Source organism: Sphaerisporangium sp. NPDC051011 (assembly GCF_040653595.1).
Lineage (GTDB): Bacteria > Actinomycetota > Actinomycetes > Streptosporangiales > Streptosporangiaceae > Sphaerisporangium.
Genome location: NZ_JBFAGG010000007.1, coordinates 51,840 through 72,045 on the forward strand (window position 1 = coordinate 51,840; position 20,206 = coordinate 72,045).

A 20,206-nucleotide genomic window follows, 5' to 3' on the forward strand; every position below is an offset into this window, starting at 1 on the left:
CGACCCCCGCATGACCCCTCGCACGGCCCTTCGTGACACGGAGGCCTACGTCATCGGCGCCGTGCGTACCCCCGTCGGCCGGGAGGGCGGCGGGCTCGCCGGGGCCCACCCCGCGGACCTCGGCGCCCACGTGATCCGGGCACTGCTCGATCGTACCGGCGCCGATCCCGGGGCCGTGGACGAGGTCGTCTTCGGCTGCGTGGACGCGGTCGGGCCGCAGGCGGGGAACGTCGCGCGCACGTGCTGGCTGGCCGCCGGGCTGCCCGGCGAGGTGCCCGGCGTGACCGTGGACCGGCAGGGCGGGTCCTCACAGCAGGCCGTCCACTTCGCCGCGCACGCGGTGTGGAGCGGGAACGCCGGGCTGGTCGTCGCAGGCGGGGTGCAGAGCGCGAGCATGGTGCCGTCCGCCAAGGCGGCGGCCGCGGCGAAGGCACTCGGGTTCGCCACGCCGGTCGCGGGCTCCCGCGGCTGGCAGGCGCGGTACGGGGGCCGGGAGCCCTCGCCGCTGCGCGGGGCGGAGGCGATCGCCAAGAAGTGGGACATCTCCCGCGAGCGGATGGAGGAGTTCGCGGTCGCGTCCCACCGGCGCGCCGTCCGGGCCACCGGCGAGTGGCGGTTCGAGCGCGAGGTCGTCCCCGTGGCCGGGCTGCTCGCCGACGAGGGACCGCGCGACGTCACCCCGGGCGAACTCGCCGCCCTGGAGCCGCTCGCCGAGGGCGGCAGGCTGACCGCCGGGCTGTCCGCGCACGCCGCCGACGGCGCCGCCGTCCTGCTGATCGCCTCGGAGCGGGCCGTGCGGGAACACCGGCTGAGCCCGCGCGCCCGGATCCACCACACCTCGGCGCGCGGCTCCGGCCCCGGGACGCCGTCCGCCGCCGTCGCCGCCACCGCGCGGGCCCTGAACCTGACGGGCATGGCGATCGACCAGTTCGACGTCGTGGAGGTCGACGAGGCGTTCGCCTGCGTGCCGCCGGCCTGGATCCGCGAGACGGGCGCCGACCCGGAGCGGGTCAACCCCAACGGCGGCGCCCTCGCCTTCGGGCATCCCGCGGGCGCAGCGGGCGCGCGGCTGATGACCTCGCTGCTGCACGAGCTCGAACGCACCGGCGGGCGCTACGGCCTGCAGGTCATGGGAGAGGGCGGCCAGGCCGGCGTGACGGTCGTCGAACGCCTCTGACCGCGATTCCCGGGGTCTGTTGTAAGCCCGCTCCGCGGGGGCCGGGCGGGCGGCGCGGGGGAGGGCTGGTTACGGTCCGCTCCGAATATGGGAGCGTTCTCAAATACCGAGATGCAATGGTCGCGGGGTATGGAATACAGGAAACTTTCCTATTAGATTGTCGAAATGCCCGAGACGGCGGCCGTGGGAGAGTCCTCTCCCGGGCGTCGAGCCCCGTACTGTCCTGCGAGCTTCCGGCGCGAGCCGCCGACGTTGCCGCCAGGCGAGGAGTGTGAATGAAGCGCAGCCCTGAATTACTGCGTCTGGCCGATTCGGTCCTCCTCCCCGGGTTCGAAGGACGAACACCCCCCGACTGGCTCCGCCGCCGCCTCGGCGAAGGGCTGTCCGGAGTGGTGCTCTTCTCCAGGAACGTCGGAACGCCGTCCGAGCTGGCCGAGCTCACCGCGGCCCTGCGCGCCGAACGCCCCGAGGCCGTCATCGGCATCGACGAGGAGACCGGGGACGTCACCCGGCTGGAGGCGCACACCGGCAGCTCCCGGCCTGGCAACTACGCCCTCGGCGTGGTGGACGACGTCGCGCTCACCGAGCGGATCGCCCACGGCATCGGCGTGGACCTCGCCGCGCTGGGGATCAACGTCGACTTCGCGCCCGCCGCCGACGTCAACTCCAACCCGGGCAACCCCGTCATCGGCCTTCGGTCCTTCGGCGCAGACCCCGGCCTCGTGGCCCGGCACACCGCCGCCTGGGTCCGGGGACTCCAGGCGGCGGGCGTGGCCGCGTGCGCCAAGCACTTCCCCGGCCACGGCGACACGGCCGTCGACTCCCACCACGGGCTGCCGTCGGTCACCGCCTCGGCCCGCCGGCTCCACGAGGTGGAGCTGGCGCCCTTCCGCGCGGCCATCGCCGAGGGCGTCCGCATGATCATGACGGGTCACCTGCTCGTCGCCGCGTACGACCCCGAACTGCCCGCCACGCTGAGCCGGCGCATCCTCACCGGCCTGCTCAGGGACGAGATGGGCTTCGAGGGGGTGACCGTCACCGACGCCGTGGAGATGGCGGCGATCGTCGAGCGGTACGGCATCGGCGGCGGTAGCGTGCGCGCGGTCGCGGCCGGGGCGGACCTGATCTGCGTCGGCGGCGAGAGCGCCGACGAGGCGGTCGTCGTGACGATCCGCGAGGCGATCGCCGACGCGGTCGCCGAGGGGGTGCTGCCGGAGGAGCGGCTCGTGGAGGCAGCCCGCCGGGTCGGCGCGCTCACCGCCTGGACCGGCGCGTTCTCCGTGCCCGCGGCGAGCGCTCCGGGCGACGGGCGGGGGACCGCGATCCTGACCGTGGGCGGCGATGCGAACGGGGCCGCGGCGGACAGGCATGTGCCGGTCGGGCTCGACGCGGCGCGCCGGGCCGTCCGGATCGCCGGCCGCGACCCCGCCGGGGTGCTGCCGCTGGCCGCCGCGCCGCACGTGGTCGAGCTGGCGCCACGCATGAACCTCGCCATCGACAAGAACATGCCCTGGGGCGTCGGCGAGCCGCTCGGCAAGCTCCTCCCCGGCACCACGGTGACCCGCGTGGGCGAGGAGGAGGCGCGGGCGGCGGTGGACGAGGTCGTGAGCGGCACGGCCGCCGACCGTCCGCTGGTCGTGGTCGTCCGCGACGCGCACCGTCACGCCTGGCAGACCGACGCGATCGTCCGCCTGCTGGCCGCGCGGCCCGACGCGGTCGTGGTGGAGATGGGCCTGCCGGGGCGCACCGACCTCGGGGCCGTCCACATCGCCACGCACGGCGCCGCCCGCGTCTGCGGTCAGGCCGCCGCCGAGGTCCTCACCGGCCTGCCCACCGTCGCGCCCTGACGCCGGACGCCCGCCGATGTTCCCGTTCCGGTGGCCCCGATGGGGGGCCGCCGTGCTGGTTGGCGATAATCCCAGAAGTCCCAACATATGTCGCCATTTCCAGGGAAAACTTCGGTGATCACGACGGAAAAGGATCGATGAATGAGCGGTATCTGTGACGGGCGCGTCGTCGTGGTGACGGGGGGCGGCCGGGGCATCGGCCGGCAGTACGCCCTGGAGTTCGCCCGGCAGGGCGCCAAGGTCGTCGTCAACGACCTCGGGACCGACACGCGAGGCCAGGGACGCTCGGGAGGCCCGGCGCAGGCGGTGGTGGAGGAGATCCGCGACCTCGGCGGGCAGGCGGTCGCCCACTGCGACGACGTCGCCGACTGGGACGGCGCGGGGCGGCTCGTGAAAACCGCCGTCAGCGCCTTCGGCCGGCTGGACGTGCTCGTCGGCAACGCGGGCTACGTGCGCGACCACATGATCGTCTCGATGAGCGAGCAGGACTGGGACGACGTCATCCGGGTCCACCTCAAGGGACACTTCCTGCCGCTGCGGCACGCCGCCGCGTACTGGCGCGAGCGCGCGAAGGCCGGGGAGCCCGTGGACGCACGGGTCATCACCACGACCTCCGGCGCGGGACTGCTGGGCAGCGTCGGGCAGGCCAACTACGCCGCGGCCAAGGCCGGGGTCGTCGCGCTCACCCACACGGCCGCCGCCGAACTCGGGCGGTACGGGGTGCGGGTGAACGCGGTCTCGCCGGCCGCGCGCACGCGCCTGACCGAGGAGTTCTTCGCCGACATGGTGGCCCCGCCCGAGACCGGCTTCGACGTCATGGACCCGGCCAACGTGGCGCCGCTGGTCGTCTGGCTGGGCTCGGCCGAGTCCGCCGGGGTGACCGGGCGGGTGTTCGAGGTCGAGGGCGGCATGATCTCCATCGCGACCGGCTGGAGCGATGGCCCGGGCGTGGACAAGGGCTCGCGCTGGGAGCTCCACGAGGTCGGCGAGGCCGTGAACAAGCTCCTGGTCGAGGCGCCCCTCCCGGGTCCTGTGTACGGCTTCGCGCAGAAGTAGCTTCTTCGCCCAGATCTGACCTGTTCGCGACGCCGGACCGGCCCGCCCGTGCCGGCGTCCGCGAGGCCCGGCCGGACCGCTCGGGAGCCGCGGGACGGAGCTCGTGGCGTGTCCTGATCGCCCGTCGCGGGGCGGAGGCCGCGCGCCGGGCGCTTTGACCATACTTCGTGAGGCGATGTATGGTCGCCGGCATGCCCGACGCCCCCGCACGCTCCGAGGTCCTCGCACGGCACGCGGACGTCGCCGTCCCCGGCTTACCCGGCTGACAACGGCCCGATGTCCTTCGCCTCACCGCTGTTCCTCTGGTTCTTCATGCCGGCCACCCTGGCCGCGTACTGGGCGTCGCCCCGGCGCCTGCGCAACTGGATCGTCTCGGCCGCCAGCCTGATCTTCTACACCTGGGGCGCCGGGGCGTACGCCGCGCTGCTGCTGTCGGCCATCGCCGTCAACTTCGCGACGGGCATCGCGGTGGACTCCGCCCGCCTGGCCGGGCGGCCCCGGGCACGCGCCGCCGTGGCGGCCGCCGCGATCGCGTGGGACCTCGGCATCCTCGCCGTGTGGAAGTACGCCGGGTTCGCGAGCCGCCAGATCGACGCGCTGACGGCGGCCCTCGGCCTCGGGCACAGCCCCATCGTGAGCCTCGCCCTGCCGATCGGGATCTCCTTCTTCACCTTCCACCACATCTCGTACGTGGTGGACGTGTACCGGGGGAGCAGGCCCGCGCAGCGCAGCCTGGTCGGCTTCGTCACCTACATCGCGATGTTCCCGCAACTCGTCGCGGGGCCGATCGTCCGCTATCACGAGATATCGGCCCAACTCGCCGACACGGCCCGCGACCGGTTCGCCGACTTCGCGGCCGGCTTCCCCCGCTTCGCGCTCGGCCTTGCCAAGAAGGTCATCGTCGCGGACACCGTGGCGCCGGTGGCGGACGCCGCGTTCGCGTCCGGGCAGCCGAGCATGGCGACCGCCTGGGTCGGCGCCCTCGCCTACACCGTGCAGATCTACTTCGACTTCTCCGGGTACTCCGACATGGCGGTCGGCCTCGGCATGATGTTCGGGTTCCGGCTGCCGGAGAACTTCGCCCGCCCGTACTCGGCCTGCTCCGTCACCGACTTCTGGAGGCGCTGGCACATCTCCCTGTCGCGCTGGTTCCGCGACTACGTGTACATCCCGCTCGGCGGCAACCGCCGCGGGACGCGGGCCACGTACCGCAACCTCGTGATCATCTTCGTGCTGTGCGGCTTCTGGCACGGGGCGAACTGGACGTTCCTGTGCTGGGGCCTCTACCACGGCGGCCTGCTGGTGGCCGAGCGCCTGCTCGGCTGGGACCGACCGCCCGGCGGGGTCCCGTCGCTGGTGCTGCGCCGCGCGGCGACGTTCCTGCTGGTGATGGTGGGCTGGGTGGTGTTCCGGTCGGCCGACATGAGCCAGGCGGTCGGCATGCTCACGGCGATGGCGGGCGCGCGGGGCGGCGAGTTGGATGAGTTCGTCCTGTTCGCCCTCGACCACCGGCGGACGCTCGTGCTCGCCCTCGCACTCGGCGTGGTGCTGCTGCCCGCCTCGCCCGGCTTCGGGCGGATCCTGGAGGAGGGGCGGGGACGGGCCGCGCGGTGGGTGGTGGGCGCGGCGCGGGCCACGGTGACCTGGGTGGCCGCGCCGTACGCCGCCGTGCTGGTCGCCGCCGGGACGTTCAGCCCATTTCTCTACTACCAGTTCTGATCATGGACACGTCGCGCGAGGGAGGATCGCCCATGAGCCGTAGGATCGCCATGCTCGGCGCGGGCCTGTTCTTCTTCGGCCCCGCCCTGGCGTTCGCCGCCGGAGACCGGGCGGCCGAGATCGAGAACCGCAGGCTGGCCGGCTTCCCCGCGCTGTCGCCCGCCGGCGATTTCCCGTCCCGCTTCGAGGCGTGGGCCGTCGACCACCTCCCGCTGCGCGGGCACGCCGTGCGGGCGCAGGCCACGCTGTCGGAGGAGCTGTTCGGGGAGCCGCCCTCCTACGCGGCGGGCGACCCCTTGACCTACCCCCGGGTGGTCGAGGGACGCGACGGCTGGCTGTACTTCGGCGACGACATGGCCGAGGCGTGCCGTCCGGTGGGGACGACGGCCGACGTGCTGGCCCGGGTGCGGCGGCTGGGGGAGATCGTCCGCGCGTCCGGGCGGAGGTTCGTGTTCACCGTGGCCCCGGACAAGACCACGATTTATCCGGACAAGCTGCCGGACAGGTTCCTCGGCGAGCGTTGCCTGGCCCGGCGCAAGGACGCGTTCTGGACCGCGCTGGCCGCCGCGCGGGTGCCGGGGTACCTGGACCTGCGGGCCCCGCTGGAACAGCTCCAACGCGCGACCGGCGAGCCCGCCTACTTCCGGACCGACAGTCACTGGAACGAACGCGCCGCCGCCCTGTACGGCACGGAACTGGCCCGGGCGCTCCAGCCGGACCTGTCCCGGGGGACGCGGCACGTCCCTCTCGGGCCCTATGTCCGGGAAGGGGACCTCGGCCGGCTGCTCGGCGCGTCCCGGTCCGAGACCGTCGCCCGCTGGGGGCTCGTCCGCGACGGGGTGCGCGAACTCGGGCGCGACGACCGGGACGCGCCGGTCGCCGTGCGCGTCGCCAACACCACCTCCGGGGCCGCGCTGTTCCGGCCGGACACTCTTCTCATCGGCGACTCGTTCACCCGCGAGTCGCTGCCGTGGATCACGCCGTACTTCGCCGGTCTGACGGTCCTGCGCAGCGACGCCCCCGCCAATGCCGGTCCCGCGCGCGTCGCGGAGTACGTGCGCGACAGCGAGGTGGTGGTGTTCGAGATGGTCGAGCGCTACTGGGCGGGCGGCCACGGGGAGATGCTCACCGACGCGACGCTGACCGCCCTCGAAAAGGCGCTGCCGCCCGCGCGTCGGCCTGGAGAGGCGCTGCGCGGCCGGGGTCCGGAACAGGGCGCCACCGAGCGGCGCCCGTCGGGCTGACCGTACTTCCGGGAGAGTATGGTCTCGGCCATGGCCGCCGGATCATCCTCGGTGAGCGAGCCGACCTACTTCATCCTCGCCGCCCTCCTCGACGGCCCGCTGCACGGTCACGGCATCATCAAACGCGTCGTCGACCTGTCCGAGGGCCGCATCCGGCTCCCCGTCGGCACCCTGTACGGCGCGCTCGACCGCCTCGCGGCGAACGGCCTGATCGCCATCGACCACGAGGAGGTCGTGGACGGCCGCCCGCGCCGCTACTTCCGCCTCACCGACGACGGCACCGGCCTGGTGCTCGCCGAGGCCCGCCGCATGCAGCACGCCGCTTCCATCGTCACCGCCCGCGCCCAGCCCCCGAGGACGGCCCCGTCGTGAGGCGGCCCACCGCCCTGACGGGGCCGGAGCGGTGGTACCGGTGGCTGTTACGGGCCTACCCCCGTGAGTACAGGGCCGCTCACGGCGAGGAGATGATCGCCACGCTGCTGGAGACGGACGGTGACGGTCGCGCCGTGCCATGGCCGCGTGAGGCGCTGGCGCTGGTCGCGGGCGGCGCGCGGGCCCGTGCGCTCGGCGCCGGTCGCGGGCCCGCGTGGGCGGACGGGGTCCACCTCGGGGTCACCGTCCTGGCGGTGCTCAACCTGGGGGTGCTGGTGCCGTACGCCAGGTCCGTCCCGGTCTGGACGGCGCTCGCCGCGGTGACGCTCTTCGCCGTCACCCGGGGATGGGTGCGTGCGGCGCTCGGGCTGGTGGCGCTCGTCGGCGGCAAGGTGCTCGCCGTGGTGCTCGGGCATCCCTGGCTGGACCAGACCCTGCTGCCGGTCTTCTCCGATGGAGCGTGGAACGCGCCCCCGCTGTACTCCCGGGGAGGCCCGGTCGCGCCCGTCGCCGCGTACGCGCTGGCGTTCCTGGGCCTGGCGGTGCTCGCCGCCCGGCGCGGGCCGCTCAGGAGGCGTACCTGGCGGTGGTGGCTCGCGGTGCCGCTGACGGCGGGCGTCGACCCGGCCTCCTGGCTGATGGTCGAGTCAGGGTCGCCGCGCGCGGCGGTGAGGGTCGGCCTGGAGTTGGCGCTGCTGTGCCTGGCCGTCTGGGCCGGTCGCGTCGCGGCCGACCCGCGCTGGGCCCTGGCCGCCGCACTCGCCCTGGCGCCGGCCGTGGTCGCGTGCTTGGAGGGGGTGACCACCTCTCGGGCCGACGTGCTCGTGCCCTTCCACGGGTTCTCAGCCGGGCGGCAGGAGTTGTCCCATCTGGGCGTGCTCGTGCTGCTGACCGTCGCCGCGGCGGCCGTGCCCCTGCACGCCCGGCGTCACGCGCTGTTGTGACGCCGCCCGCTGGCCGCCTTATCGGCCCGCGTACGGCCCGCGCCACGATATGGTCCGGGGCCGCCGTGCTGACCGCGCTCGCCGCGGTGGCGGCGGTGGACATGTGGGCGGTCACCCAGGCGCGCGGCCGTCCCCAGGAGCCCTTGCTCCGCGGACCCGCGCAGCTCGCCCAGGCGCGGGAGGAGATACGCGCGGAGTGCATGAGGCGGCGCGGGTTCCGGTACGTGCCGTACCTCTCCACGTACGTCAACCCCATCCGCCGGGATGCCGCGGAGGCGCGGGCCCGGGACGCGGGCGAGTACCCGGCCATGCGCAGATTTCGCGAGAAGTACGGCTTCGGGATCTTCGCCCTCTACGCGTATCCCCGCGAGTTCGGGAACCCCCAGGCCGAGACCGACGCCCCGGTGAACCCGAACAACACGATCGCCATGGCGCTGTCCCGCACCCAGTTCGCCGCCTACGGGAAGGCCGGCGACGCCTGCTACAGCAAGGCGGTCAAGATGACCACCGGCAAGGACGTCACGTCGATCATCGACCACATGATCCAGGCGAACGAGCGCATCGACCGGCTCGTCACACGCGAGCTGGACGGCGACCCCCGCCTCGCCGCGCTCGGCGCCGACATGGCGCGCTGCCTGAGGAACAAGGGGTACTCCGTCCCGTCCGGCACGCCGTCCGCGCTGGCCCGCCGGGGCCCGGAGGTCTTCCACGCCGAGGCGAAGGCCCTCGGGCGCGCGATGGCCCGCCCGGCGATCGAGGCCGGCGACCTGCCCGACCACGACTACTTCCCGTCCCTGATGCCCGCCGACGCCACCCCGTACCTCACCCGCGAGATCAGGGCGGCCCTGGACGACCTCGAATGCGGCCGGCGGTTCTACCGAGCCTACGAGCCCGGCCACGCCGCGATCGTCCGGCGGGCGTACCTGGAGTACGGCCTGGACGAGTGGCTGTGGTGACGACCGCCCGATCGAGGACCGTCCACGGTGACACGGTGCCGTGGTGGTGATGGCTGTGGTGACTACGTGCTGTGGTGACGACGGCGCCACCCGGTCGTGGAGACGCCCCGTCACCTGTGAGCAGGTTCCGGCGCCTGTCAGTAGAACGCGTAGCACTCCACTTCGGCGCGGCGGTAGGTCAGGCCGGCGGCCACGGACTGGTCCACGCATCGCTGCTGGCGCGGGCTGAGCGACAGCGTGCCGCACACGGTCACGCCCGAGTACGTCCGGCAGTCGAGGTTCGTGGCCCTCTTGCCGATCACGTACTTTCTCACGACCTCCGCACGGCACTCCCGGCGGCGCTTGGGCGTGTCGGCGTACTTGCACTGACGTTTCAGGATCCGGTACTGCTCCAGGCTGACGGACTGCCTGACCTCAGGACCCGGCGGCCCCCCGCCCGCGGGCACGCCGGACCCGGCGGGCCGGGCCGTCACGGTCGGTACGGCGGAGGCGGCGGACGCGGTGAACATGGTGAACAGGGCTGTGGTCGCGAAGGCGACAACCTTCATGATCTTCCTCATGGCGCCCCCCTGTCATGACGTTCGTACCCCCCGCACACCCACCCGAAGTACCCGCGAGGTAAAGCGCGGCCCCCGCTCGCACCAGTACGCGGCGGTTCACCCCGAAAGACCCCACGCGGATCCTCGCGCCGCCCGCCCGCCGCCCCGCGCTGAAAGACACCCTCCGCTCTGGTCAAGGGGTGCTCAATCCGGCGCCGCGTCGGCGGGAAGCGACGACGGTGAAGCCAGCGCCTGTTGCGGCGAGGCACCAGATCCTCCCGTTCTCGGTCGGTCTGCCGTCCCAGAGTGATGTGCTGTGGATGCAGGTCAGGTGGTTGTGTGGGCGGCCTTCAGGCTTCCGGTGAATGTGCGCCACTCGTCTGCCGCAACCGTAATAGTGGGGCCCTGTGGCTTCTTCGAATCGCGGATGGCGACGATGTCCGAGAGGTTGCCGGCCACCTCCACGCAGTGTCCGCCATCCGATCCGGAGTAGCTTGACCTTCGCCATCGAGCCTGACTTAGAGCCATTTTTCCATCACGTCCTCGATGAGCTTGATCGACAAGTGCTGTGGGTACGCTTCGGCGCGGATGGTGTCGTAGCGCCTCGCTAGCTCCGAGACGGCTGCTCGATCTTCTATCGTCCGGCCTCGCGGAGAACAGTCCACATAGGCTGCTTGGGGACAATTGTGTTGTTCTGTAATGACGAAGGCACTCAGGAGCCCGCAAGTTGATTGCGCGCTGTACGGCACGATTTGAATCGTCACCGTGGGATGTTCTGCTACTTGAAGTAGGTAGGCCAACTGCTCTCGCATGGTGTCCGGCCCGCCGATGGGTCTACGGAGAACGCCCTCATCGATGAGAGCGAAGATGATCGCGGGATCCTCTCGCGACAAGATCGACAGGCGCCGCATTCGACCGGCCACCTGCTGGTCGGCTTGTTCGGGAGTGATGCCCGGCTCGCCGGCGATGATGCGACGCGCATAGCTCTGCGTTTGGAGCAGGCCTGGTATCAGCAGGGGATCCCACGCTCGCAGGGTCGCCGCTTCCTGCTCGATGTCCAGCCACGTTCGAAAGTGCTCGGCGTCGGTCTCCCGGCGGGCGATGGCGCTCAATCGCGTCAGGACACCATCCAGGCCCAGTGCTTGATCGCATCTCTCGGCGAACGCCTTCTCGGGCCGACGTGCCGCTCTTTCGATCATTCCGACCAGGCTGGTGGAGAAAGCGATCTTCTTCGCCAGTTGCTCCTGAGTGAGTTGCGCCTCCTCGCGGTGTCGGCGCAACTCGTAGCCGAACAGCGCCAGGGGGGAGGCGTCCGGGCGCAGAGGGATCGGTTGGGGCAAGGACCCTCCCTTACGCGGGTTCTTCGTTGGCGATCAGTGTGGGCTTCGCACAGCAAGAGTGTGTTCACTGTGTGACCGTTTCGCTTCGCAGCGTATCCATGCGGAGTCAGTCTGGGAAGGCAATTCCTTCTTTCCGAGATCTGTCGCTGCGAGATGGGGCGCCGATGGCACGGGATCGTGGCTGGCCGCGTGTCATTCCGCAGCCGCCAAAAGACGAAGCGAGGACGCCATGGTGACAGGCGAAGTGCTGGGCGTTTTGGAACTGCCCGGCGTACCCGAATCGGTTTCGCGGGCTCGGCGGTTTGTGGCCGAGGTGCTGGGGAGCGGGCATCCCGTGCGGGACGAGGTGGTGCTGCTCGTGTCCGAGCTGATCACGAACAGCGTCACGCACTCCGACTCCCGGGATGGCGGGCGGGTGACGCTCGCGGTGAGCGAGTGCGACGGGAGCATTCACGTCGAGGTCCTGGACGCGGGGTCCGAGGGGGAGCCGCAGGTCCGGGACGACCCCTATGGCGACAGCGGGCGAGGGCTCTTCCTGGTGGACGCCATCTCCGAGCGCTGGGGGATGTACCGGGACGGCGCCGGCCGGGTCGTCTGGTTCGCGGTCCGCTTCAAGGGCTCGGCTCACGGGTCGTTCAAGGGCTCGAATTCGACGTCGTTCCAGGGTTCCGAGCCGGGGTCGTTTCCCGCTGACCCAGGTCCGGGTAACGACCCGGTCAACTCCCCGGTGATGACATGTCCGTACGATGCTCACGGTACTGACACGTCGGCCACGGGATGGAGCTGCCGGTGAAGATCGCCTATGTCACCTATGACGGTCCGGACGACGACAGAGAGGTCGTGCTCGCGCACTGGCGCGAGGCGGGCATCGACGGCGCGGCGGTGAGCTGGGACGATCCGTCCGCCGACTGGGCGGCGTTCGACGCCGCCGTGGTGCGCTCACCGTGGGACTACGTGGACCGGCGCCGGGAGTTCGTGGACTGGGCCCGCCGGGTGGAGGGGCTGACGCGGCTGCTCAACCCCGCGTCCGTGCTGGAGCGGAACACCGACAAGACCTACCTGCGCGACCTGGCGGCGGGAGGCGTCCCGATCGTGCCCACGCACTGGATCGGCCCCGGCGACGACCCGGACGTCTCGTCGTGGGAGGGGTGGAGGCCGGGGGAGGAGTACGTCGTCAAGCCGTCGGTCTCGGCGGGCGCGCGCGACACGATCCGCACGGCCGACGCCGCCGAGGCCGCGCGGCAGGCCGAGATGATCGTCGCCGAGGGCAAGGTCGCGCTGGTGCAGCCCTACCTGCGCATGGTCGAGGACGAAGGCGAGCTGTCGCTGCTGTACTTCGGCGGCCGGTTCAGCCACGCCGTGCGCCGTACCGCGATGCTCGCCGACGGGACGGCGGCCCCCCGCGCCAACCACGTCGGCGCCGACCTGCGCGAGCCCGCCCCCGACCAGGTGGCCGTCGCCGAGAAGACGCTCGGCGAGATCCCCGAGAGCCTGCTGTACGCCCGCGTGGACCTCGTCCGCCTCCCCGACGGCACCCCGGCCCTCATGGAACTGGAACTCACCGAGCCGTACTTCTACCTGGCCTTCGCCCCCGGCAGCCCCGAACGCTTCACCGAGGCCCTCCACGACCTCCTCTGAACACCAATGGCCGGCATCCCGACTCTCGGGGCGCCGGCCATTCGTGTGAGATGACGTCACATGTCGCTGCTACGGGCGATCCGTACCTGGACGCCGAACTTCTCCGCAGTCTTCATCTTCACGTCCGCCGTGAGCAGGGGGGCGTCGAGGGCTTTCGCCAGCACCACGTAAGCGGCATCGTATGCGGTGAAGTTGTCGCGGAGGTCGAGCAAATGCCGCAGCGCGCCGGACAACTGGTAACGCCTGACGTTCAGCGAGTTGAAGTCGTCCAGGACACCGTTGATCTGCCACTCCTCCAGCTTTTTGCCACGGAGGTGACCTCGGAGGGCGTTGGCGACCTCGAAGTCCAGTAGCGCGGGTGCGTGGAGCTCCTGTTCCGCGATCAGGGCCATGAGGTGCGTATTGACCGGATAGTCCACGAGGGCGTCGACCATCGCCGACGAGTCGATGACGATCAAGATGCGTCCCTGGTCCGTCGGATCAGGGCGACCGTCTCTTCGGTGGTCGGACCTCCCGTGCGGTCGCGACGCATCATGCGTTCCACCACATGCGCGTTGGGAGAGACGCCGACCAGGCGGGAGAGTTCTCCGCGGAGGTACGCGGTGAGGGTGAGCCCGCTGTCGGCGGCCTGGGCCTTGAGGGCGTTCACCAGCTCATCGGGCACGTCGGGTACCTCAACCGTCGCCATGCAGTAACTGTATGGCTCTGTCAGGACAGCAGACAAGGGGGATGTCGCCTTCCGTGTCGTTGTGACTACGAACGGTGAAATCCTCTCACGTACGCGGCCCGCGCCGCCGGGGTTTTCGGCGGCGCGGGCCGTTGTTTCAGGTGCCGTCGTTCGCGGTCGGGGTGTCAGGCGAACACGTCCTGCTGGTAGCGCCCCTCATCCTCCAGGGCGCGCAGCCACCGGTCGCCGTCGCCGCCCGTCCTGTCGTGGTAGATCGCGGCCAGGGCCTTGCGTACGGCGGGCGCCATGCGGAGGCCGTCGCCGCAGACGTACACGTGGGCCCCGTCCTCCAGCAGTTCCCAGAGCCGGTCGGCCTCGGCGGCGACGGCCTCCTGCACGAAGCGGAACGGATGGCCGGGGACGGCCGAGAACGCGGTGTGCACGCGGGCCACCCCCGCGTCCTCCCACGCCCGCAGCTCCTCCCGGTACAGCCAGTCGTGCTCGGGGTGGCGGCAGCCGTAGAAGACCTCGGCGGGCCCGCTCGCCCCGGTGGCGGCCCGCTCTTCCAGGAACCCGCGCAGAGGCGCGAACCCCGTGCCCGGGCCGACCAGGATCACCGGGGTCGCCGGGTCGGCGGGCAGGCGGAACGGCGGGCTCGGAACCCTGACGTATCCGTAGAAGACGTCGCCGGGCGCGAGGTCCGCCAGGTAGGCCGAGCACATTCCCCTGTAGGCGCCGCCGCCCGACCAGGAGGGCCCCTCCACCAGGCCGACCGTGACGCGGACGCGGCCGGGGGAAGCGAGCGGCGAGGAGGAGATCGAGTATTGACGCGCTCCTCGGGCTGAAGCCCGGGGGTTCCGCCTGTGCCGCGCATGCTCATGCGGCGGCACTTCGGTGGCTTCCTGCTTCCCCGACCGTGCCCTTCCTACCGCGCCGGGGCGCGGGGGTCCGGGTCTTACCTGTCTCCACAGGCGTTTTGGGTCTCCGCTTCCCGCCCGTCTCAGGCGCGGGTTTCCGTCCAGCGGCGACCTGCCGCCTCCCGGCGGCCAGGATGTTACGTGCGGCGTTGACATCCCGATCGTGAACCACCCCGCACGGGCAACTCCACTCCCGGACCTTCAGCGGCATCTTGCCGGCGACAGTCCCGCACCCGGAGCACAGCTTGGAGGAGGGGAACCACCGGTCGATGCGATGAAAGACCCGCCCGTACAGCGCGGCCTTGTACTCCAGCATGCCGACGAAAGCCGACCACCCCGCGTCATGCACGGACTTGGCCAGCCGGGTGCGCGCCAGTCCCGCCACGGCCAGGTCTTCCACGTAGATCGCTTGGTTCTCGCGAACTATCCGGGTGGATTGCCGGTGGTGGAACTCGCGGCGCGCGTCAGCGACCTTCGCGTGCTGCCGGGCGACCTTCCGCCGGGCCTTGGCCCGGTTGCTCGAACCCTTGACCTTGCGCGACAGCGCCCGCTGGAGCTTCTTGAGTTTCTTCTCCGCCCTGCGCAGGAAACGCGGAGCGTCTATTTTCCGCCCGTCGGACAAGACCGCGAAGGCGGACAGGCCGAGATCGATTCCGACCTCGGACTCGACCGGCGCAAGGGGCCGCTGTTCGACGTCGACGACGAACGAGGCGAAGTACCGTCCGGCCGCGTCCTTGACCACCGTCACACTGGATGGATCGGCGGGCAAGGAACGAGACCAGCGGACCTCCACATCCCCGATCTTCGGCAGGCGCAACCCCCCGCCGAGCGTGACACAGAACCGGGCGTTCTTCGTGAAGCGGATCGCCTGCCGGTTGTCCTTGCGGGACCGGAACCGGGGCGGGCCCACCTTCGGCCCCTTCCGCCTCCCGCTGATCGAGTCGAAGAAGTTCCGGTACGCCTGGTTCAGGTCCGCCAGCGCCTGCTGCAACACCACAGCCGACACCTCACCCAGCCAGCAGCGCTCCGGGGTCTTCTTCGCCTCGGTGATGACCCGCCTGGACAGCTCTGCGTCCGAGATGTACGGCAACCCGGCCGCGTGGGCGTCGGACCGTGCGCGCAGCCCGTCGTTGAACACTATCCGCGCGCACCCGAACGCCTTGGCCAGCGCCACGCGCTGACCAGCGGTCGGGTAGAGGCGGAAGTTGTACCGGAGCTGCACAACGTGATCGTACGGTATACAGCCAGTAAGGAGACATCAAAAACCGGCAGGCCCCCGCGTTTTCGTCCTGCACGCCCACGTGGTTTCGCGACCAGGTTCCGGCACCGGGTGTTCACCGGGGCCCACCTGGAACGCATGGAGCAGATCATGCGGGACGTGTGCGCCGGCTTCGAGTGCGAGCCGGCCGAGTTCAACGGCGAGAGCGACCACATGCACCTGCTGGTGAACTTCCCGCCCAAGGTCGCCCTGTCCCAGCTCGTCAACAGCCTTAGGGGTGTCTCCTCTCGCCGGATGCGGCGCCAGGACTCGCGGGATCACGTCGAGCTTCATGATCGTCTCGTACGTGGGCACGGTGTCCCCGGGCAGCAGCCGGTTGACCTCGGCGTAGGCCATGGCGAGCACGTGCGGGTTGCGCAGCAGGTTGTAGAGGGCGAAGGAGAGCAGCCCGCTGGTGGTCTCGTGACCGGCGATGAGGAAGGTCAGCACCTGGTTGCGGATGTTCTCGTCGGACAGCCGCTCGCCGCTGCGCGGGTCGGCGGCCTCCAGCATCAGGCCGAGCAGGTCCTTGGCGCTGCCGCCTCCGTCGGCGGCGCGGCGCTGCGCGATGACCTCGTCCACGAGGGTCTGCATGACGTGGATGTCGGAGCGGTAGGCCTCGTCCTGCTTCTTCTTCAGTCTGGTGACCAGCGGCACCTGCCGGTCGCGGAGCATCGCCTCGGTGAGGGCGCGGCCCATCGCCTGCAGGAAGGGGTGGAGCTCGGGGGACTCGAAGGAGTCGAAGCGGTAGTCGAACCCGGTGAGCGAGATCGTGTCGAGCGTGAGCCGGGTCATGTCCGCGGGCACGTCGACCTCGTCCGAGACGGCCCACTTGGCGGCCAGGGCCTGCGCGACCTCCAGCATCTGCGGGAAGTAGGTCTTCATGGAGCGCTGGCTGAAGGCCGGCATAAGGATGCGGTGCGCGTGGCCCCAGACCGGCTCGTCGTGGCGGGCGGTGAACAGCCCGTCGCCGGCGAAGTCGCGGACGATGGACAGCGGCGGGTCGATGCCCTTGTAGAACCGGGTCTCGTCGCAGACCTCCGCCACCAGGTCCGGATCGTAGACGAACAGGACCCTGCGGCCGAGCAGGTCGAGCTGGTAGATGCCCTCGTCGTGCTCGGCCGCGAGCTTCTCGAAGTACGCGTTCGGCGCGTGCGCCGGGACCTGGAGCGTGTTGCCGAGCAGGGGCAGGCCCTGGGGGGCGGGAATGGACCGGGTGACCGGCATGAGAACCCCTCCTTCGTCGGCGGTCTTCTGATACCGCCAGCCATACACTGTATGGGCGCTATCATACGGTGTATGGCTGTGAGTGCGCGCAGGGGAAGCCCCCTGACACCCGAGGAGATCTACATGGCGGCCCTGCGTCTCATCGACGCCGCCGGGGTGGAGGCGCTGTCCATGCGCAAGCTCGCCGCCGACCTGGACGTCAACCCGATGTCGCTGTACCACCACGTGCCGAACAAGACCGGGCTGCTGCGCGGGGCCAGCGCCCTGGCGGGGTCACGGCTCCGGCTGCCGCCCGACGACGGCACCCCGTGGCAGGACCAGCTCCGCGCGCTGGCCCACGCCTACCGCTGCCTGGCGCGCGCGCACCCGTCGCTCTGGTCGTACGTCAACGCCCACCCGGAGCTGCTCGACCGCGAGGGCGAGATGTGGACGGTGTACACCCGCATCCTGGTCGCCGCGGGCGTGCCCTCCGACCGGCTGGTCCACACCCGCAAGGTGCTGTTCACCTTCGTCCTCGGCTTCCTGACGGCCGAGGCGGGCGGGGTGCTGGAGGCCATCGAAGGCGACGCCGACGCCGCCTTCGACGTCGCCGTCGAGCTCATCATCGCCGGCCTCGAGGCCCGGCGCGCCTGAGACGCGGCGACCGGCTCACATGGATACGGCCCGCGCCTCCCGGAAAGGGACGCGAGCCGTACCGGGAAATCAGGGTCAGGTCAGGGCAGCACCACCGCCACGGGGGTCACGCCGGCGGTGCGGAGGGTCGCGGGGAGCTGCGCGGCCCAGGGGTGTTCGTCGGCGGCGAGGCCCTCGGGGTTGTCGACGACGAAGCGGACGGAGCCGGAGGGGCCCGCCTGCTCGATCCACGTGGCGCCGAAGCCGGTCAGGGCCGCGGCGACCTTGGCGCGGTCGGCGGCGGCGACGGTGACGCGGATCGCCGCCTCGTGGTCGGCCGGGACGACGGCCGCGGCCTTCGGGGCGGCGGCGAGGGTCCGGGCCGCCGCGGCCGAGGGCAGGTCGGCGGCGATGGCGTTGACCACCAGCCGCGCGGTGCCGTCGGTGAAGGCGCGGAAGTTGGGGTCGGCGGCGAACAGCACCGCGTGCCCCGCGCCGACGGGCTCGTCCAGCACCGCCGCGGTCCCGCCCAGTTCCTCGGCGCCGACCTGGAAGCCGGAGACGAACCAGTCGGGGGAGGTCGCGGCCGGGTAGGAGGCGACGACCTGCGCCGGGTCGGAGGCCCGCATCAGCGGATCGTAGGAGTAGAAGGACCACGCCGTGCGGCCGACCCCGGCGGCCAGTGGCCCGGAGGCCACGTTGACACGGAACAGGGAGCCGGGGACGTCGGAGGCCGGCGCGGTGAACGTCGCCGTGCTGACCCCGGCCAGGGCCGCGAGCTGGGCGCCGCCGGCCCAGCCGACGTACCGGCCCCCGCCGCTCACCCACGCCTTGAGCGCGTCACGCCCGGCCTGGCCGAGCGCGGCGGACGCCGAGGCGGCCGGGCCGTTCGGGACGAGCAGCACCTGCACGCCGGACAGCTTGCCGGCCGCCACGTCCGCCGGGGTGAGCTTGGTGTACGGCAGCTTCCACTCGCGGTCGAGACGCTGGCGCAACCACCCGAGGGATTCGACGGTGCTGGTCGAGGTGCGCGACGGTTCGAGCACGGCGACCACCGGCTTCTTGGCGGGCGCGGGCGGCGAGACCACGGCCGGGATCTGCTTGGCCGGCAGGCCGAGCGGGAACAGCCGGCTGCCGGAGGACCCGCCGGACACGTTGGCGAGCAGCGGCAGGCTCCACGCGGTCACGTCGTAGAAGTAGGGGAACGGCGTGTAGCTGTCCTCGCCGAGCATGGCCTGGACCCAGTGCTTCTGTCCCTGCGCCATGGGGATCCAGTACGTGCCCTTGGGCAGCGTGGCGCGGTCCGGGGCCCGTCCGTACTCCTTGTAGTCCGGGACGGTGAGCGGGGTGGCCAGCGTGAACACCTGGACGTCCATGCGCTGGAGGCGCCGCACGATCGACTCGACCGCCGCCTTCTTGGCCGGGTCGTCGGCGCGCAGGAAGTAGTGGCGGACGGGGCGCTCGGGCACCTGGGTGATGACCTCGTGGCCCGGGTTGTACACCTGGTTGGGCTCCAGTTGCCCGGCGATGCCCTGCTTGAGCGCATCGATGTACATGCCGTGCCAGGTGGTGAGGATGCTCTCCTTGTGGGAGGCGGCGGCCGACAGCGACACCCACTGGGTGAGCGCCTGCTCGAAGGTGCGGACGTCGATGGGCGAGCTGCCGCCCTTCTCGAAGGTCATCCCGGCCGCGTTGAACCCGGTGGTCGGCACCGTGTCGCCGTACCCCATGTAGAACATGTCGTACACGTCGCGGTTGGTGAACGGGATGCCGCGCTTGGTGAACTCGTCGATCATCGACTGGCCGTACAGGTTGCTGATCCAGTCGTAGGCCGGCTCGGCGATGTCGTGGAAGATCGGGTCCGCGTTCGGCGGGAAGAAGTACTTGGTGCCGCCCTGCTCGTGCGCGTCGATGTAGAGCTGCGGCGGGTACTTGCGCAGGAGCTCCAGCTTGCCGTCCGTCTCCGGCTGCGTGCGGGCGAACCAGTCGCGGTTCATGTCGAACCCGTACGCGTTGCGCCGGGTGTCCGCCTCGCGCCCGTCCGGGTTCTGGGTCGGCACGACGACCACGATGGCGTTGTCGAGGATCTTGCGCGCGGCGCAGTCGTCGCGGTCGGACAGGTCGTACAGCGTCTTCAGGGAGGCGTCGGTGCCGCTCTCCTCGCCGCCGTGCACGTTGCCGGTGACCCACAGGATCGCCGGGGTGCGCTTGGCGAGCTGCCTGGCGAGGCCGGAGGGCGTCAGCGGGTTGCGCAGCGCCTTGATCGACAGCTCGATGGCGGCGAGCCCGGCCTTGGAGACGTTCGCGGGGTCGCCGACGATGGCGTACCGCACCGGGCGGCCCTCGGCCGTGGTCGCGAGGGTGCCGGTCACGACGCGGTCGGTGGCCTTGTCGATGGTGTCCAGGAGGGTGTCGGACTGCGCGGAGGTGACCTCCTGCTGCCCGAGGTCGAAGCCGAGCACGCTCTTGGGGGTGGGGACCTTGTTGCGATATACGGGCGTGGTTCCGGTCGGGTCGCACGTGCCGGACGGCGGGGTGTGGGTGGGAGTCGCCTGGGCGGCTCCGGCGGGGAGAACGATCGCGGCCGCCGCGAGGGCCGACGCGACCACCGTGAAACGGTTGATCATTCAGCAACCGTTTCATGACCATTTGTCCATGACAAGAGACGATTTTTAGGTCTACGTTACTTTTGT

The 20,206-nt window shown here is 71.3% G+C and carries 19 protein-coding genes and 2 pseudogenes; 12 read left to right on the forward strand and 9 right to left on the reverse strand.

From position 1 onward, the window contains the following. Window positions 1-10: 10 nt before the first annotated feature. From AB0H21_RS17620 to AB0H21_RS17655, 8 genes are all read left to right on the forward strand, one after another. Complete coding sequence (locus AB0H21_RS17620; protein WP_358517392.1) at window positions 11-1,177, forward strand: acetyl-CoA C-acyltransferase; 1,167 nt, start codon at window positions 11-13, stop codon at window positions 1,175-1,177. Window positions 1,178-1,452: 275 nt separating this feature from the next. Beyond that, window positions 1,453-3,024 (forward strand): glycoside hydrolase family 3 N-terminal domain-containing protein, encoded by a 1,572-nt coding sequence (locus tag AB0H21_RS17625; protein ID WP_358517393.1) that lies wholly within the window; start codon window positions 1,453-1,455, stop codon window positions 3,022-3,024. A gap of 141 nt (window positions 3,025-3,165) precedes the next feature. Continuing rightward, window positions 3,166-4,080 carry an SDR family oxidoreductase gene (locus AB0H21_RS17630; RefSeq protein WP_358517394.1) on the forward strand — a complete coding sequence of 305 codons (915 nt, stop codon included), beginning with the start codon at window positions 3,166-3,168 and terminating at the stop codon, window positions 4,078-4,080. Between the two features lie 276 nt (window positions 4,081-4,356). Beyond that, complete coding sequence (locus AB0H21_RS17635) at window positions 4,357-5,799, forward strand: MBOAT family protein (RefSeq protein ID WP_358517396.1); 1,443 nt, start codon at window positions 4,357-4,359, stop codon at window positions 5,797-5,799. 32 nt (window positions 5,800-5,831) lie between these two features. Next, on the forward strand, window positions 5,832-7,043 hold the full coding sequence (locus AB0H21_RS17640) for a hypothetical protein (protein WP_358517398.1): 1,212 nt from the start codon (window positions 5,832-5,834) through the stop codon (window positions 7,041-7,043). 30 nt (window positions 7,044-7,073) lie between these two features. Next, window positions 7,074-7,415: a PadR family transcriptional regulator gene (locus AB0H21_RS17645; protein ID WP_358517399.1), complete on the forward strand. Its 342-nt coding sequence runs from the start codon at window positions 7,074-7,076 to the stop codon at window positions 7,413-7,415. Further along, on the forward strand, window positions 7,412-8,359 hold the full coding sequence (locus AB0H21_RS17650) for a hypothetical protein (protein WP_358517401.1): 948 nt from the start codon (window positions 7,412-7,414) through the stop codon (window positions 8,357-8,359). Before AB0H21_RS17645 ends, AB0H21_RS17650 begins: the two co-directional genes overlap by 4 nt. Continuing rightward, window positions 8,356-9,315: a hypothetical protein gene (locus AB0H21_RS17655; RefSeq protein ID WP_358517402.1), complete on the forward strand. Its 960-nt coding sequence runs from the start codon at window positions 8,356-8,358 to the stop codon at window positions 9,313-9,315. Before AB0H21_RS17650 ends, AB0H21_RS17655 begins: the two co-directional genes overlap by 4 nt. A 137-nt stretch (window positions 9,316-9,452) precedes the next feature. On the opposite strand, the gene AB0H21_RS17660 is transcribed toward AB0H21_RS17655, so the two are convergent. From AB0H21_RS17660 to AB0H21_RS17670, 3 genes are all read right to left on the reverse strand, one after another. Then, window positions 9,453-9,863, reverse strand: coding sequence for a hypothetical protein (locus tag AB0H21_RS17660; protein ID WP_358517403.1), 411 nt, complete (start codon window positions 9,861-9,863; stop codon window positions 9,453-9,455). 318 nt (window positions 9,864-10,181) lie between these two features. After that, window positions 10,182-10,382, reverse strand: coding sequence for a DUF397 domain-containing protein (locus AB0H21_RS17665; protein ID WP_358517405.1), 201 nt, complete (start codon window positions 10,380-10,382; stop codon window positions 10,182-10,184). Then, window positions 10,373-11,194 carry a helix-turn-helix transcriptional regulator gene (locus AB0H21_RS17670; RefSeq protein ID WP_358517406.1) on the reverse strand — a complete coding sequence of 274 codons (822 nt, stop codon included), beginning with the start codon at window positions 11,192-11,194 and terminating at the stop codon, window positions 10,373-10,375. The genes AB0H21_RS17665 and AB0H21_RS17670 overlap by 10 nt, the downstream gene beginning before the upstream one ends. A gap of 229 nt (window positions 11,195-11,423) precedes the next feature. Between AB0H21_RS17670 and AB0H21_RS17675 the strand changes: the two genes are divergently transcribed. Next, the gene (locus AB0H21_RS17675) at window positions 11,424-11,987 is read left to right on the forward strand and encodes an ATP-binding protein (RefSeq protein ID WP_358517407.1); all 564 of its coding nucleotides are present in this window, start codon (window positions 11,424-11,426) and stop codon (window positions 11,985-11,987) included. Then, on the forward strand, window positions 11,984-12,832 hold the full coding sequence (locus AB0H21_RS17680) for a hypothetical protein (protein WP_358517408.1): 849 nt from the start codon (window positions 11,984-11,986) through the stop codon (window positions 12,830-12,832). Before AB0H21_RS17675 ends, AB0H21_RS17680 begins: the two co-directional genes overlap by 4 nt. Before the next feature lie 56 nt (window positions 12,833-12,888). Here AB0H21_RS17680 and AB0H21_RS17685 read toward each other — a convergent pair whose 3' ends face one another. The 4 genes from AB0H21_RS17685 to AB0H21_RS17700 form a co-directional block, all read right to left on the reverse strand. Beyond that, complete coding sequence (locus AB0H21_RS17685) at window positions 12,889-13,290, reverse strand: type II toxin-antitoxin system VapC family toxin (protein WP_358517410.1); 402 nt, start codon at window positions 13,288-13,290, stop codon at window positions 12,889-12,891. Continuing rightward, complete coding sequence (locus AB0H21_RS17690; RefSeq protein ID WP_358517412.1) at window positions 13,287-13,520, reverse strand: hypothetical protein; 234 nt, start codon at window positions 13,518-13,520, stop codon at window positions 13,287-13,289. Before AB0H21_RS17690 ends, AB0H21_RS17685 begins: the two co-directional genes overlap by 4 nt. 164 nt (window positions 13,521-13,684) lie before the next feature. Continuing rightward, window positions 13,685-14,263: a hypothetical protein gene (locus AB0H21_RS17695; protein WP_358517414.1), complete on the reverse strand. Its 579-nt coding sequence runs from the start codon at window positions 14,261-14,263 to the stop codon at window positions 13,685-13,687. Between the two features lie 112 nt (window positions 14,264-14,375). Further along, window positions 14,376-15,638 carry a transposase gene (locus tag AB0H21_RS17700; RefSeq protein WP_358517416.1) on the reverse strand — a complete coding sequence of 421 codons (1,263 nt, stop codon included), beginning with the start codon at window positions 15,636-15,638 and terminating at the stop codon, window positions 14,376-14,378. A 120-nt stretch (window positions 15,639-15,758) separates the two neighbouring features. Between AB0H21_RS17700 and tnpA the strand changes: the two are divergent. After that, window positions 15,759-15,989 (forward strand): annotated as a pseudogene (tnpA, locus tag AB0H21_RS17705) (IS200/IS605 family transposase); the annotation flags it as partial. A 12-nt stretch (window positions 15,990-16,001) separates the two neighbouring features. On the opposite strand, the pseudogene AB0H21_RS17710 reads toward tnpA, so the two are convergent. After that, window positions 16,002-16,901: pseudogene (locus tag AB0H21_RS17710) on the reverse strand (cytochrome P450); the annotation flags it as partial. Window positions 16,902-16,973: 72 nt separating this feature from the next. Between AB0H21_RS17710 and AB0H21_RS17715 the strand changes: the two are divergent. Next, window positions 16,974-17,534, forward strand: a complete 561-nt coding sequence (locus AB0H21_RS17715) for a TetR/AcrR family transcriptional regulator C-terminal domain-containing protein (protein WP_358518022.1) — start codon at window positions 16,974-16,976, stop codon at window positions 17,532-17,534. Between the two features lie 80 nt (window positions 17,535-17,614). Here AB0H21_RS17715 and AB0H21_RS17720 read toward each other — a convergent pair whose 3' ends face one another. Beyond that, the gene (locus AB0H21_RS17720) at window positions 17,615-20,140 is read right to left on the reverse strand and encodes a M14 family zinc carboxypeptidase (RefSeq protein ID WP_358517418.1); all 2,526 of its coding nucleotides are present in this window, start codon (window positions 20,138-20,140) and stop codon (window positions 17,615-17,617) included. Between the last annotated feature and the right edge of the window lie 66 nt (window positions 20,141-20,206).